Consider the following 15,138-nt stretch of genomic DNA (forward strand, 5'->3'; position numbering starts at 1 on the left):
AAAAATGAACGAAATTTTAAAAAATATAAAAACCCCAGCCTACGTATGTGAAGAGGCAAAAGTACGTAAAAATTTAGAGCTTTTAAAATACGTCAAAGAGCAAAGCGGAGCTAAAATTTTAGTAGCACTTAAGGGCTTTGCATTTAGCGGAGTGATGGATATGGTGGGCTCTTATCTTGACGGTGCGACTTGCAGTGGGCTTCATGAGGCAAAATTTGCAAACGAATACGTAAAAGGCGAGATTCATACTTATAGTCCAGCCTTTAAAGATGAGGATTTTGATGAAATTTTAAAAATTTCAAAGCACATTACTTTTAACTCTTTTGCTCAGTGGCAAAAATTCAAGGGTATTGCCCTGCAAAATGGCATCATCTGCGGACTGCGGGTAAATCCAGAGGTCTCGCTAGCACCGACTGATAGCTACAACCCATGCGGTAAATTTAGTAGACTTGGCATCACGAGAGCAAATTTTAAGCCTGAGCTTCTTGATGGCATCACTGGGCTACATTTTCACGCGCTTTGCGAGGAGAGTGCGAGTAGCTTGCAGACTGTGTTAGAGGCATTTGAAAAGAAATTTGGCGAGTTTATCCCAAAGATGAAATGGATAAATATGGGCGGCGGCCACCACATCACGAGGGCCGATTATGACGTGGAGCTACTTATAAAGATAGTTAGGCGCTTTCGCGAGAAGTACGGCGTAGAGGTCTATCTGGAGCCTGGTGAGGCGGTTGGCTGGCAAACTGGCTTTTTGATAAGCAGCGTGCTTGACATCGTGCATAACGAAAAAGATATCGCCATCCTTGACACTTCGGCCGAGGCTCATATGCCTGATACTGTGCTCATGCCTTACCGTCCAGCCGTTAGAGGTGAGAGTAAAAATGGCAAATTTGCTTATAGATTTGGCGGTAATACCTGCCTAGCAGGTGATATAGTAGGGCTTGAAGCGGGCGATGCAGAGTATAAATTTGATAGTGAGCTACAAATTGGCGACCGAGTCATCTTTGAAGATCAAATCCACTACACCATAGTGAAAAATACGACGTTTAATGGTATAAAACTACCTGATTTAGTGCTTTTAAAAGAAAATGGCGAAGTTAAAATGATCCGCGAATTCGGATATGAAGAGTATAAACGCAGAAATTAATCACTGGTGTTTTGGCCAGCTTTTGGCTGCTAAATACTGAGAATGTTTTACACGGATTAGTATCCATAAATTTTGGCAAATTTATCTATATTTTCACTCTTTTGCCAGTTGTATTTGGTTTTATTTGCGATATTTTGAGCTAATTCTTTACCGAAATGATCACTGATAAAGCCAAGAGTCATATCCATACCAGTGGCCACGCCTGAAGCCGTGTAAAATTTATCATCTTTTACCTAGTTGGCGTGTAATTGTCACTACAGCCTTGCCGCAACTTTTTACCCGCTCAAATGATCTTTTATTTGAGGTAGCCTTTAAGCCGTCAAGCACTCCAGTGCGAGCTAGCAAGGCTGAGCCAGTGCAGACACTAAGGCAAAAATTTGAAGCCAGAATATACTTTTTAAGATACGATATAAACTCGTTGCCATTAGATCAAGCGCCTCATAATCATTAAAAAGATAAAAGAGGTTCATTTCTCTGCCTTTTGGATAGAAATTTTTAAAATTATTGGTGTTCTCGTTTAAATTTTAAAAGCAAAATCTGAAATAATTTTTAACTATAAAATAGGATGAATTTAGATTTAATATTCTTATAAAAATTAACAAAACTTAAATGTTTTTTATAAAATTTTTAGTAATCTTTTTTGCTAAGGTTTGCTTGTGATTAGCTCTGATATAATAGCGACCAAAATAGCGTAGCTATGCGATTTAACGTATTTAACCAATACTTAAATTGTTTAAGCTCAAACTCATAAAGGACTACAATGACGAGAATTCTTACTCTGCTTTTTACATTATTTGTAACAGCAATGGCAACTCAAGGACCAACTGGCGTCAATCAATATAATAGTGCCATTTGGGCGGCTGAAAGGATAGAAAATATCAAGCCATACGAACAAGGTTTGGGGCCGATATTTACTTTTATCCAAGGTAATGATTATTTTGCAATAGCAGCACTTTCTATCATTTTGGCTGTTGTTGGAGCATTTGCATTACACTTTTTAATCATTGGACCAAAACATTTTAGTCATGATGGTAAAAAGGTGTTTGCTTTTTCATTGATCATACGTATAGCTCATGGTTTGGCAGCGATCTCATGGATCATTTTAGTGCCAACTGGTATCATCATTATGTGGGGTGCAGAGCTTGGTGGTGGAACATTTGTGCGTTTCTGTAGATACTTGCACGATACAGCAACTGTGATCTTTGCTGTTTCTGTGCTTCCTATGTTACTTACCTGGACAAAGAGAATGCTTCCAGCAATTTATGATATCAGATGGATGATGATAGTTGGTGGCTATTTATCAAAGAAAAAGAGACCTGTTCCAGCTGGTAAATTTAATGCTGGTCAAAAAGCATGGTACTGGATCGCTATCCCTGGTGGTATCGTTATGATAATTACTGGTGCGATTATGTATTTTACGGACTTCAAAGAGCCAGCGGTTGCTTCTTGGTTTGGTCTTACACAAATTGATCTTTTAAGATACAGCGTAATTATCCATAATTGTCTTGGCATCGCATGTGCAGTATTTTTCTTAGTTCATATTTATATGGCAGCTATTGCTATTCATGGTGCTATTTGGTCGATGATTACTGGATATAAAGAGGAAGAAGAAGTTTATGTTCTTCATCACTACTGGTACCAAGAGCTCGTTAGAGAGAATAAAATTCCAGTATCTGATTATGAAAAGTCTTATACAAATTTAAAATAATTAACTTTACTCTGACCTTGCTAGTAAGCAAGGTCAAAGCTCTCTTTTATCGCATATTTATACATTAAAATTTTTAAAATAATTAATATTTTTTTGGCTATAATCCAAACTAGTTTCAAGGTTTGAAATACTAATTGCAAAAGGAAAAATCATGACAACAATTGATTGTAGAAATTTAGAGTGTCCAAAACCAGTCATAATGACAAAAAATGCACTTGATAGTTTAAGTGAAGGCGAAAGCTTAGAAATTTTGGTAAATGCACTAGCCCCAAAAGAAAATATTTCAAGATTTTTAAAAAATCAAAATATAAACTTTAGCCTCGAAAGCAATGGCAACGAGACTAAAATTTTAGCTACAAAAGGCAAAAATGCGCTTGAGCTTACAAATTTTGATGAGTTTGTCTGCGACATAACACCAAAAAATAATAAAGTACTCTATCTGAATGAAGAGCGCGCGGGAAGTGGCGAAGTAGGAATAAATTTACTATCAAAATTCTTAGGAGCATTTCTTCAAGTTGAGAAAAAACCAAAGATAATAATCTGTGTAAATAACGCTGTAAAGATGACTACAAACCGCTCACACCCAAGCTTTAAGCCGCTTAAAGATCTTGAAGCTGCTGGTGTTAAAATTTTAAGCTGCGGAAGCTGCTTGGAGGCTTATAAGCTAGTAAGTGATCTTGCGATTGGCGAAATTTCAAATGCTTATGAGATCATCGACATACTCTCAACTCACGAGCAAATCAAATTATGATCTATCACGACAAAAAGCTTACGCAGTTCGTTAGAGCCGCTGGTTGAGCTGCTAAGCTTGACCCGTCGGGTCTAAACAAAACGATTAGTAGTTTAAATTTATCTCATCCAAATCTGCTCTCAAGCACCAATTCTAATGAGGATGCGAGTGTCTTTAAAATTTCAAATGATCTTGCACTTGTTCAAACGCTTGACTTTATAACGCCTGTGGTAAATGATCCTTTTATTTACGGTCAAATCGCTGCTGCAAATAGCCTAAGCGACGTCTTTGCAATGGGCGGCGAGGTGATAAATGCTCTAAATATCGTAGGCTTTGATAGTTGTAACTTGGCACCTGAAATTTTAGGCGAAATTTTACAAGGTGGAGCCGATAAAGTAAAAGAGTGTGGCGGTATAATCGTTGGTGGGCATACGATCGAGACACAGCAGATGTATTATGGGCTTAGCGTCACTGGAAGGGTGCATCCTGATAAATTTTGGGCAAATAATACAGCCATAAATGGCAATGTTTTGATACTTACAAAGCCCCTTGGAAGCGGTATTTTAAGTACAGCAATAAAGGCTGATTTATTAAGCATGGAGCAAATAAAAGAGGCTGCAACTATCATGGCACAGCTAAATTTTTATGCATTAAAGGCACTTGATGGCATCAAAGTATACGGCGCTACTGATGTGACTGGATTTGGCTTTTTGGGGCATTTAAGCGAAATGTTAAATGAAAAGATCAGTTTTGAAATTTATGAAAAAAATGTGCCAATCATTGCAAGCGCAAAGGAATTTGCAGATATGGGCATTATTCCAGAAGGAAGCTATAAAAACCGCGAATTTGCAAAGCATTTTGTAGATAAAGAAGCTGACATTTTACTATTTGACGCACAAACTTCAGGTGGGCTTTTGCTAGCAGTTGGCGAAAAGGACGCGATGCTCGCAGTAAAACGCTTAAAAGAAATAGGTTATGAAAGCTCGGCTATCGTTGGCTCCGCGGTATCAAAGAGCGAGTTTGGTATATTTTTAAGATAAATTTTTAAAAATAGCATGCTATCTCATTGTGTTAGTGAAATCTTTTAATTTACTTAACCATTCTATAATTTCAAAAACTACAAAGGAGAGATGATGAATTATCTTGAAATTTTAAAATTTCGTCATGCTTGCAAGGTTTTTGACGAAAGCAAAAAAATCGGTGCTGGAGAGTTTGATTTTATACTAGAAGCTGGTAGGTTAAGCCCTAGTTCAACTGGCCTTGAGCAGTGGGATATCTTAGTCGTTCAAAATAAAGAGCTTAGAGAAAAAATAAAAGCTCTTTCATGGAATCAAGCGCAAATCACATCTTGCTCACATTTAGTTGTCGTTTTAGCTAAGATCAAAGAGGTAAAATTTGGAAGCACCTACGTTAATAAAATAATCGCTAGAAATACCAACAAAGATCCTGAAGCCATTGCTGCAAGGCAAAAATTTTATCATGACTTTTTGCTAGCAAATTTTAAAAATGATGATGAGCTAACATTTCAGTGGTCGCATGAACAATGTATGATAATTGCCACAAATATGATGAATGCAGCTGCAAGTTTGGGCATTGATAGTTGCCCGATAGAAGGCTTTGATAGACATGCTTTAAATGAACTTTTGGGACTTGATGAGAGCTTTCAAAGAGTGGCTATCATGGTGCCATTTGGCTACCGCCTAAATCCACAACCAAAAAAACTTCGCAGAGAAATTTCTGATATTGTTACTTGGATCTATTAAGATATTTGAGCCAAATTTTAAATAAATTTTTGGCTCAATTTTAAATAAATCAATAAATTCTAAATAAATACTTACCTTTATAAACCCAAATCAAGTAAAAATGGGATAAAATCAGAGCCAAAACCTAAACTAACGAGGTGTCTATCGTGCTTGAGAAACAAAAAACCAGCCTTCAAATAGTAAAAATGTTTTATACAAAGGCTATTTTACTTCTACTCTCATTTATATTTTTAGCATTATTTGTAGTTTGTGCCGGTACGAACGATATAAAGTATGATCTTAGCTCAACTAATTCGAATATAAAATCATCAATCTCAAATAGCTTTTTTATAATAAAAAACGATCTATTTTTAAAATCAAAAATGGTTGAAGCAGGTCTTAGCGATATGCTATTTGATAAAAATTCAACAAAAAACGATCTTTATATATCTTTTTATGTTTTTGATAAAAATAGAAATTTACTCTATTCAAAGAGATTTTTAGGTGCTGATGACATAGCCGAAAAGGATCTATCTTGGCTTAGTTTAAACGAGGCAGATGCTGGGAAATTTACAGTATCAGATCGAGTTTATAAAAATAATCGTTTTAGAGATATTTATGCATCTTATGGACTAAAAAATGGAGGCAGCATTTTAGTTCAAATTGATATAAAATTTTTACAAAGCTACGCTACTGTAGATTACGATGAGAAAAGCAAAACTTATGCTTATTTGGTGGATAAATATGGAAATTTATCAAGAGATGAGTTTTATAAAAAATTTGATGAATCGATGTTTTTGCCTTATGTGAGTCTTGGCGACGAGTTTAAAGAGGATAAAATAATATTTTCTTTAAGCCATATGAGCTTTTATCTCATAAGCTATATGCCAGAGTATAAAATTTTTGTTATTACCGCTTCAACGAAGCATTTTCATATCTTTATGCAGTTTGTGTTATTTTGGCTATCGATCTTTTGTTTTATATCTTCTTTGATTTTATGGGTTAGAGATGTGAAATTTATAAAAAATAGAATAATGCCAGCTTTAAAAGAGGTAAGAGATACTTTAGATGGCAATGAATATGAGATAAGACGAAGCCTTAATGTAACAGAATTTGAAGATATAAAAAATGGAATAAACAAGCTAAAGATAGAAACCAAAAAAGCAACTGATGGGCTAGAAGAATACAAAAGTAGATTTGGCTATATTTTTGAGCAAAGCTTTTTGAAAATAGTAGTTTATGATGCTTATAGCGGCGATATTATTGATGCTAGTAATGCATTTTTGTCTTCCATTGGCTACACAAAAGATGAGATTATAGAGCTAAATTTAAATGATTTAATAGATGGTGATTTTGCATTGTTTATGCAAATGAAACAAGACGCTCAAAATAGCGATATGAGTTTTAAAATCAAGCTAAAAACAAAAGATGGCGGCACTAAAGATGGATTTTTACAAGAGTCGCAGATCGAGCTAAGGGATTCTAGGCTAAATTTTATGCTTATACACGAGCTTGACGATGAAAAATTTACGAAAAAGGATAACGAAGCAATAAATGATTATTCGTTTTTATCGCCAAATGTAATAGCAGAAGCATTAAGCAGCGATCCATTTTCTATCGTAAGAAGTACTCAAAATATCGATAGCGTCTTTAAAGTCCCGCAAGATAAGAAGCTCATAAATTTAAAAAATCTAATAAGCCCTGAAAGTTTAGATGAGTTTGCTGTAAATATTTCTAATGAATCTAAAAAATTCTTTGAAAAAGGTAGCAAAAATAGCGAGATAAATCTCGTAGCCAATATGCAAACAAATGAAAACAATAAAACGCCATTTAAGATAAAAGTAAAATTTATAGATAATGGTGCTGACAAAGAGCAAAAAATCATCTACTTTTTTAATGACCTAAGCGATATAGCAAAGTTGCAAGAAAAATATGATGCTGAATTAAAATATTTTCAAAGCATACTTTGGGCAAGCCAAGTGCTTGTCTTTTCATGGGATAAAAAAAGCGACACCCTTTATATCCCAAATGCTATTGCTAAATCGCTTGGATATGCATTAAATGGGGATATGAGTATAAATTTTGAACGTGCAAAAACTATATTTGTAGATGAATTTGTGAGCTTTAAGGACTTTTTTGACCTTATAAAAAAAGGTGAAGTATATGATGGCGAAGTGCGTTTTTATAGGGCTGATAAAGAGATTATTTATGTAAGGATTAGAGCAAAAGCAATAGCTTTTTATGATGGTGAAGCAAGCGTCATAAAGGGCACAATGCAAGATCTTAGTGTGCAAAATAGCTTTTTTTCTTATCAAGACCTTTTAGCAAAAATTTTCTCATACGCAAAAGAGCAGATTATTATGCTTGATGATGAGTTTAGGATCATAGATGCTAATGACGCTTTTTTCGATACGCTTGATATTTCTAGAGATAAAAATTTTATAGAGAAAATTTACTCAAAAGATATAATAAATTTTAAAAACGGACTAAAAGATATTAAAGATGAAATTTTAAATTCACTTAAAATAACTGGCTTTTGGCAAGGTCTTATTCATGATGTTCGAAGCAGAAATAGACTCGAAGTCATAAGTATAAGCAAGCTTTTAAACGCGTTTGGCGATCAAGAGGGATATATTTTGTTGGCTTCAAGCGCAAATGATGATTGCTACAATAAAGAGTATCTCGAATTTATCGCATATCACGATACGCTGACTGGGTTACCAAATAGATTTTTGCTTTTTAATAAGCTAGAAAATCTGCTAAAACAAGCGAAAAAAAGCTTAAAAGTAGCAGCTTTTTATGTCGATTTTGATAATTTTAAATCGATAAATGATGGATATGGACATCAAGTAGGCGATAAAATCCTAATAGAAATTTCAAAAAAAATAGATGAAATTTTCCCAAAACAAGGGATATTTGCAAGAATAGGCGGGGACGAGTTTATAGGTGCTATGCCTTATGAAAATTTGGGAGAAATTTACGAAACTGCTGAGAACATCTTAAGAGTGGGTCAGGGTAAAGTTTCTATTGATGATGACGAGAAAAAACTTAGCGTAAGTATTGGCATTAGCTTAAGTAGCGATGCACTTAGTGTTGATGATCTAATTGAAAGAGCTGATTGGGCTATGTATCAAGCAAAGCTTAATGGAAAAAATAAATATTATGTATTTAATTCGAAAAAAGATACGTACTTTAAAAATGAATATAGAGATGACTCAAAGATCATTGAAGCTATCGATGCTGGCGAGATGTTCTTGCTTTATCAGCCTGAGATTGATATAAAAAGTGGGGAAGTTAGCAGCTTTGAGGCATTTATTAGATGGAAAAATGGCGATAAGATATTAAGGCCATCAGACTTCTTGCCACTTGCAAAAGGCTCAAAAGCAGTTGTTGCTATCGCATTATTTACACTAAAAGATGCTTTAAAAGCTAGGGCTGTATGGCTAAAAGAGGGGATAAATGCAAAAGTTAGAGTAAATTTATGCATTAAAAAGCTAATGACTTCTGATTTTTTTGAGAAATTTAGAAAGCTTTTAGAAGATGAGCAGCTAGACGCTAATGGTCTAATCATAGACATCGTTGACTCTGCAAGTGGCGTAAATTTAGATGATGTTGTTAGATATATCGATGCTTATAAGGAGCTAGGCGTTAGCTTTTCACTTGATGATTTTGCATCTTATTCGGGCTCGGTAGAAGCTTTAGGTATGTTAAAAACAAATAGATTTAATATAGATAAAAGATTTTGCAAACAGATTTTTGATTCAGTAGAAGCGCTAAAGACCATACGCATGATAAAGTATGTATCAGATACATTTGATTTTGATGTCATGATAAAAAATTTAGAAGATAAAAGCATGCTTGAAATTTTTGTTGGATTTGGCTTTAGTAGATTTCAAGGACGGCTTTTTGCGCCAGAGCTTAGCCTGGATGATGTGCTTAAATTTAAATTTGCTTTATCATCTCCGCTAAATGTAAGAAATTTTCAAGATGATGAGAACTACAATATGCTTTGCAAAATAGTAGGTACAAAAGAGCTTATGACTCGTTTGATAAATTTGCTTAAATGCGATGAAAAAGTAAGTGAAAAATTAAAAAGCGAAATAGCAAATCAAGTAGATGATATCAGAACAATAAATGAAAAATTAGCTGAAATTTTAGATACGATCCTTGCAAAAATAGACAAAGAAAACGTAATAAATTTAGCTAATGAGGCAATTTTATTATGCGATAATGATCTAAATTTGAGTGGAGCGAATAAATAATGAATGAAAATGCTTTAAATGTTTATGAGCACGAAATCCCAAATGGAAGCAAACTATACTTTGCCAGTAGCGCAAAGCTAAAGAGGCAGATCGAACAAAAAGCTAGTGAAATTTTAGAAAATGAAGGCTTTAGCGAGATCGTAACGCCATTTTTCTCATATCATCAGCATTTAAGTGTAGATGCGACAAATCTTTTGCGTTTTAGCGATAGCCTAAATCACGAAATAAGTCTAAGAGCTGATAGTACGGTAGATACTGTAAGGATCGTACTTAGAAGGCTAAAGGCAAATGAATCAAAAAGATGGTTTTATATCCAGCCAGTCTTTCGCTATCCAAGCCAAGAAATTTATCAAATCGGAGCCGAACTAATCGGTGAAAATGATGTTTTAAAAAGCATAAATATCGTAGCAAAGCTTCTTAATGAGCTAAAAATGGATACATTTTTGCAAGTGAGTAATATACAAATTCCAAGGGTAATTTGTGAAATTTTAAGCGTGCCTATTGAAATTTTTGAAAATGGACAAATGGAAAAAATTTTATCTCAAAATGTTCCATGGCTAAGTGCTCTTGCTCTTTTAAAGTCAGTTGATGAACTGGATGAAGTGATTAAAATTTCTCCAAGCAAGCTAAAAGAACCGCTTGAAAATTTGAGGAATTTAGCCAGCGCTTTAGAATATAAAAATTTAAGAATAGTTCCGCTATATTACTCAAAAATGAGATATTACGATAGTTTATTTTTTAGATTTTTAAGAAATAACAGCATAATAGCAAGTGGCGGTAGCTACGAAATAGACGGAAAAATAAATAGTGGTTTTGCTGTTTATACAGATGCATTGATAGAAGAAAAAATTAATTTAAGGAAGTAAGAATGAGAAAGGCTGATTTAGTAGTTGGAGTTCAATGGGGTGATGAGGGTAAAGGCAAAATAGTTGATATGCTAGGACTAAACTATGATATGATCTGTCGCTCACAAGGTGGTCATAATGCTGGCCATACGATCTGGGTTGATGGCGTTAGATACGCGCTTCACCTTGTTCCAAGCGGAATTTTGCATAAAAATATTATAAATATTATCGGCAATGGTGTTGTTGTTTGCCCAGAAGTATTAATCACCGAAATGGCTCAGTTTGAAAATTTAGAGGGAAGGCTTTATATTAGTGATAAAGCACATTTAAATCTAAGCTACCATAGTCAAATCGATCAAGCAAAAGAGAGACTAAAAGGCGAAAAAGCGATCGGTACGACTGGAAAAGGCATTGGACCAACTTATGCTGATAAAATAAGTAGAAGTGGCCACAGAGTAGGCGAACTACTTGAGCCGGAGCGTTTGTGCGATGCTTTGATGCATGATTTTGAGACAAACAAATGTGTATTTGACGCGCTTGGTGTAAAAATTCCTAATGAAAATGAATTGCTTGAAGAGCTAAAAAGATATAAAGAGGTTTTGGCTCCATTTATCACAAATACTACAAACCTAGTGTGGAAGGCACTTGATGAAAATAAAAAGGTATTGCTTGAAGGCGCTCAGGGCACACTTCTAGATATCGACCACGGCACATATCCATATGTAACTAGCTCAAATACCATAAGTGCAGGTGCTTGCACAGGTCTTGGACTAAATCCAAAAGAAATCGGTGAAGTAATAGGCGTCATAAAGGCCTATACGACTCGTGTTGGCTTTGGCCCTTTCCCAACAGAAGATAAAGGCACGAGTGGCGATAAAATGTGCGATATCGGTAAGGAATTTGGCACGACTACCGGCCGCCGCAGACGTTGTGGTTGGTTTGATGCTGTGAGTGTAAAATACGCATCAAGGCTTGACGGCGTCGATACTTATGCACTTATGAAGCTTGACGTTCTTGATGGATTTGAAGTGGTAAAAATTTGCAAAGCTTATCAATATAATGGTGAAACTATTGACTATATGCCAACAGATCTTGAAAACGCAACTCCTATTTACGAGGAACTTGCAGGCTGGGATAGTGTAAAAGGTATAAGCAAATATGAAGATTTGCCAGCAAACGCAAGAGCTTATATTGAGAGAATAGAAGCGCTAACTGGCGTAAAGATCGGCTATATCTCAACAAGCCCTGAAAGAAGCGATACGATCATTAGATGAAAAGCAAATTTACCTCTATCGTCCGTGTAAAAAAACAAGAGATGGATAAGGTAGAGGCAAAGCTTGCCGTTGCTAGGCTTAACGTAAGAAATTTTGAAGAAAATTTAGTGCATTTAAGAGCAAGGCTTGAGGAGTTTTGCTTGCCAAAAAGTGGCAATATAGGCGAACTAAAGGAAAATTTAGAGTTTATAAAGATAGCAAGGCAAGAGTTAAATGCCTGCAAAGAGAGCCTTGAGATAGCTAAAAAAGAGGTTTCGCATTACGAACATAAATATAAAAATGCAAATTTAGAGTACGAAAAGATGAAATATCTAGAAAAAGAAGAGTTTAAAAAAGAGATAAAACGCATACAAAAGGCCGAAGCACTTGCACTTGACGAGTTTACAGTGATGAAATTTACAACTAAGAGCGAGTTGTGATGAGAGCGGTTTTATTACTCTTAACTATTTTAAATTTTGCATTTTGTTTTGAAGTACCAGTTGACTGTACGCAAATTTTTGAAGCTAGAAAAGAAGAAATTTTAAAGGAACTTGAGATCATAGATGAACAGCGCCAAGCTTTAGAGGTATTTCGCGCAAGCTCGGCAGCAGCCTATGAAGAAAATAATAAAAAGCTTGCCAAAAAAGAAGCTGATCTAAATGCGACAATGAAAGTGATCGAGCAAAAACGCAAAGAGATCGATGAAGTGGTCGCCAAAAATGAGAAAATTTTAAAAGAACTTCGCACAATGACTAGCGATAAAGTCAATGAGTCGTATTCTAAGATGAAAGATGGCGCGGCAGCTGAGGTACTCTCTAAAATGCCTAGATCAAACGCAGCCACCATACTTTATGCTCTTGATGCCAAAAAGATATCAACTATCATGGCAAAAATGGATCCAAAAGTAGCATCTGAGATCACCACTTTGCTTCAAAAAGGGCCACCATTCGCTGATGAAAAAGGCGATATGCCAACTCCAGCCGGTAGTATAAATATACAGTAATCAATCTTTTACACAAACAAGTAAAATTTTAAAGAATTTAGACACCAAACATAAAGCACTATGCTTATAATTTTTTAATTTTAAGCTTGCCTAACTTTAGCTTGTATACTTTTGTGGTAACTATTTTTTAATCAAGCTTGCTACGACCCCAACTCCAAGAATGGCTAGAATGATAAAAAGGCTAATTTGTGCAGAAATTTCAAAACCATGATGAAAGATATGAGCAGTCGCATTTAAAGCCAGCTTTGCTGCTATAAAAAATAAAAGCACGATCACAGAAATTTCTAAATACTTTAAAAAATTTTTGAGTGCTTCAAGCACAAAATAAAGCGTTCTTAGCCCAAGTATCGCAAATATCATCGCTGAATAAACAATCACAGGATCTTTGCTCACAGCAATGACGGCTGGAACGCTATCAAAAGCAAATATTACATCGCTTAGCTCAATCACACAAAGACACAAGAATAAAGGTGTTGCTATCCAAGTGGCTTTTAGCCTTAAAATTTGATCGTTAAGAGTAGTTTTTTGACTATCTGAAATTTGTTTAGAAATTTTGCTAAATTTAACAAAAAAACTATGTCCAAAAAGCTGTGGTAAAACCGGAAAGAAGCGGTAAACTGCTCTATAAGCTATGTGGTTTGAATAATCTTTTATATCTTCATCACACTTATCTTTTTTTATCATCATTACAGCACTATATGCGACTATTGCTGCAAATATTAGCTCCATCCAAGGTGAGATAGCAAAAAGTATCGTACCTATGGCTACAAAGATGAGCCTAAATATCATAGCTCCTATAACGCCAAAGTAAAGCACTCTATGGCGATAAATTTCAGGTATCTTAAACCATGAAAAAATCGCCATCATCACAAAAAGATTATCTACTGAGAGCGACTTTTCTAGCGCATATCCTGCAAAATAAAGACTTGCTATTTCACTGCCTCGCTCAAAATATAAATATATACCAAAAAGTACTGAAACTCCTATCCAAAAGATAGACCAAATGCCAGCTTGTTTTAGTGAAATTTTCTCATCATGTTTATGAGCAAAAAGATCTATTCCAAAGGCAAGTGATGCCATTATAAGAAAAACTATAATTGTTTGAATTTCTAACGCGTTCAACTTTTATCCTTAAAAATTTTAACAAGGCATCATCAAGATTTCTACTATCTCTCCTTTTTTGAGAAATTCTTTATCCATTGGGATCATTAAAAGTGCGGCTTTGTTTGTTAAATTATTTACGATCGCTGAACTGCCAAGCTTTTTGCCGTCTAAATTTACAAAAATTTTGCCCTCACGGTTTTCTAAATTTACAGCTGTAAATTCTAAAAACGGCGAGCGTTTTTTATAGTCTTCGTCCATTATCGCCGTGATCTTTGGCTCTTCTTGACCAAACCACGCATTTATTAGGACCCTTACGTAAAGCACACACATAACCATTGCCGAGTATGGAAATCCAGGTAGCGCAAAGATATATTTATCGCCTGACTTTGCCACTCTGATATGACGACCCGGTTTTATGGCAGCACCTTCGATGATAAGGCTAAAATTTTCATTTAAAGCGCCTTTTACAAAGTCATAATCCCCCATACTTATGCCACCAGTCGTCACTAATATATCAGCTGATTTTAGTGCGTTTATGATCGCTTTTTCGACAAGCTCGGCCTTGTCTTTTACGATCTCACAAAGGACCGGCTCTGCGCCCATTTTGCGTATCTGCATAGCGATGCCTACGTGATTTGAGCTGTGAATTTGTGCTGGATTTTCTAATGGCTCGCCAAGGTCTTTTATCTCGCTGCCAGTTGCTAGTATCGCCACTCTTGGGCGTATGAAAACGCTTACGTGAAAGACACCAAGCTCAGCAAGAAGTGCTATCTCGGAGTAGGTTAGACGTGTGCCTTTTTTGATCAAAATTTCACCTTTTTTGTAGCTTTCTCCTACTTCGCGCACGGCAAAACCCTTTGACACACTCTTTTTGATAAGTATTTTTGATCCGACAACCTCGACATTTTCTACCGGCACAAGAGTATCAGTGCCTTCACTCATTAGTGAGCCAGTGAAAGTTTTTACACATTTACTACCCTCTATGACTAGTCCTTTGTCGCTTCCAGCAGGCAGGTCTGTGATGAGCTCAAGCTCGCTTAGGCCATCTTTAAAGGCAAAAGCGTATCCGTCCATCGCTGAAACCGGCTTTGCTGGGTAATTTTCGGCAGCTGTCACGTCGTAGGCGATATTTCTATCAAGTGCGTCCGTGATGGCTACTTTTTCGACCTTTTCCCACGCATTGATTGTATCTTTTAGAATTTTTAGGCTATCTGCGTAACTCATAAAATCTTTCATTTTTATCCTTTTTTATGAAATTTTTGCATATTCTATCCATTTCGCTCTTAAAAAATTAATCTTTGTTTTATTTAATGATTATTAAAATGTCGTTTAAGAAATCAGTTTGAT

At 35.4% G+C, this 15,138-nt stretch carries 14 protein-coding genes; 10 read left to right on the top strand and 4 right to left on the bottom strand.

Annotated features, from left to right (window positions below; translation table 11 throughout):
- Positions 1-4: 4 nt before the first annotated feature.
- Positions 5-1,144, top strand: coding sequence for a carboxynorspermidine decarboxylase (gene nspC / locus CYP43_RS08915; protein WP_103583314.1), 1,140 nt, complete (start codon positions 5-7; stop codon positions 1,142-1,144).
- Positions 1,145-1,200: 56 nt separating this feature from the next.
- Here the strand turns inward: nspC and CYP43_RS09775 are convergent, their stop codons facing one another.
- Both CYP43_RS09775 and CYP43_RS09780 read right to left on the bottom strand, forming a co-directional pair.
- Complete coding sequence (locus CYP43_RS09775; protein WP_258032197.1) at positions 1,201-1,332, bottom strand: hypothetical protein; 132 nt, start codon at positions 1,330-1,332, stop codon at positions 1,201-1,203.
- 150 nt (positions 1,333-1,482) lie between these two features.
- Positions 1,483-1,614, bottom strand: coding sequence for a hypothetical protein (locus CYP43_RS09780; RefSeq protein ID WP_258032198.1), 132 nt, complete (start codon positions 1,612-1,614; stop codon positions 1,483-1,485).
- Between the two features lie 290 nt (positions 1,615-1,904).
- Here CYP43_RS09780 and CYP43_RS08925 point away from each other — a divergent pair, with 290 nt between their 5' ends.
- The 9 genes from CYP43_RS08925 (at position 1,905) to CYP43_RS08965 (ending at position 12,687) form a co-directional block, all read left to right on the top strand.
- Positions 1,905-2,852 carry a formate dehydrogenase subunit gamma gene (locus tag CYP43_RS08925; RefSeq protein WP_103583315.1) on the top strand — a complete coding sequence of 316 codons (948 nt, stop codon included), beginning with the start codon at positions 1,905-1,907 and terminating at the stop codon, positions 2,850-2,852.
- Positions 2,853-3,003: 151 nt separating this feature from the next.
- Positions 3,004-3,603, top strand: coding sequence for a sulfurtransferase-like selenium metabolism protein YedF (gene yedF, locus CYP43_RS08930; RefSeq protein WP_084041655.1), 600 nt, complete (start codon positions 3,004-3,006; stop codon positions 3,601-3,603).
- Positions 3,600-4,622: a selenide, water dikinase SelD gene (gene selD, locus CYP43_RS08935; protein ID WP_430622343.1), complete on the top strand. Its 1,023-nt coding sequence runs from the start codon at positions 3,600-3,602 to the stop codon at positions 4,620-4,622. The genes yedF and selD overlap by 4 nt, the downstream gene beginning before the upstream one ends.
- Positions 4,623-4,715: 93 nt before the next feature.
- Positions 4,716-5,345, top strand: coding sequence for an NAD(P)H-dependent oxidoreductase (locus CYP43_RS08940; RefSeq protein ID WP_103560518.1), 630 nt, complete (start codon positions 4,716-4,718; stop codon positions 5,343-5,345).
- A gap of 146 nt (positions 5,346-5,491) precedes the next feature.
- Positions 5,492-9,586: a diguanylate cyclase domain-containing protein gene (locus CYP43_RS08945; protein ID WP_103583316.1), complete on the top strand. Its 4,095-nt coding sequence runs from the start codon at positions 5,492-5,494 to the stop codon at positions 9,584-9,586.
- The gene (locus CYP43_RS08950; RefSeq protein ID WP_021090725.1) at positions 9,586-10,452 is read left to right on the top strand and encodes an ATP phosphoribosyltransferase regulatory subunit; all 867 of its coding nucleotides are present in this window, start codon (positions 9,586-9,588) and stop codon (positions 10,450-10,452) included. Before CYP43_RS08945 ends, CYP43_RS08950 begins: the two co-directional genes overlap by 1 nt.
- Positions 10,453-10,454: 2 nt before the next feature.
- On the top strand, positions 10,455-11,705 hold the full coding sequence (locus tag CYP43_RS08955) for an adenylosuccinate synthase (protein WP_103583317.1): 1,251 nt from the start codon (positions 10,455-10,457) through the stop codon (positions 11,703-11,705).
- The gene (locus CYP43_RS08960; protein ID WP_103583318.1) at positions 11,702-12,124 is read left to right on the top strand and encodes a flagellar export protein FliJ; all 423 of its coding nucleotides are present in this window, start codon (positions 11,702-11,704) and stop codon (positions 12,122-12,124) included. The genes CYP43_RS08955 and CYP43_RS08960 overlap by 4 nt, the downstream gene beginning before the upstream one ends.
- Complete coding sequence (locus tag CYP43_RS08965) at positions 12,124-12,687, top strand: MotE family protein (protein WP_103583319.1); 564 nt, start codon at positions 12,124-12,126, stop codon at positions 12,685-12,687. The genes CYP43_RS08960 and CYP43_RS08965 overlap by 1 nt, the downstream gene beginning before the upstream one ends.
- A gap of 120 nt (positions 12,688-12,807) precedes the next feature.
- On the opposite strand, the gene CYP43_RS08970 is transcribed toward CYP43_RS08965, so the two are convergent.
- Positions 12,808-13,809 carry a TerC/Alx family metal homeostasis membrane protein gene (locus CYP43_RS08970; RefSeq protein ID WP_103583320.1) on the bottom strand — a complete coding sequence of 334 codons (1,002 nt, stop codon included), beginning with the start codon at positions 13,807-13,809 and terminating at the stop codon, positions 12,808-12,810.
- A gap of 18 nt (positions 13,810-13,827) precedes the next feature.
- Positions 13,828-15,027 carry a molybdopterin molybdotransferase MoeA gene (locus tag CYP43_RS08975; protein ID WP_103583321.1) on the bottom strand — a complete coding sequence of 400 codons (1,200 nt, stop codon included), beginning with the start codon at positions 15,025-15,027 and terminating at the stop codon, positions 13,828-13,830.
- Positions 15,028-15,138 lie beyond the last annotated feature (111 nt).

Source organism: Campylobacter concisus, assembly GCF_002913045.1.
Taxonomy (GTDB): domain Bacteria; phylum Campylobacterota; class Campylobacteria; order Campylobacterales; family Campylobacteraceae; genus Campylobacter_A; species Campylobacter_A concisus_AP.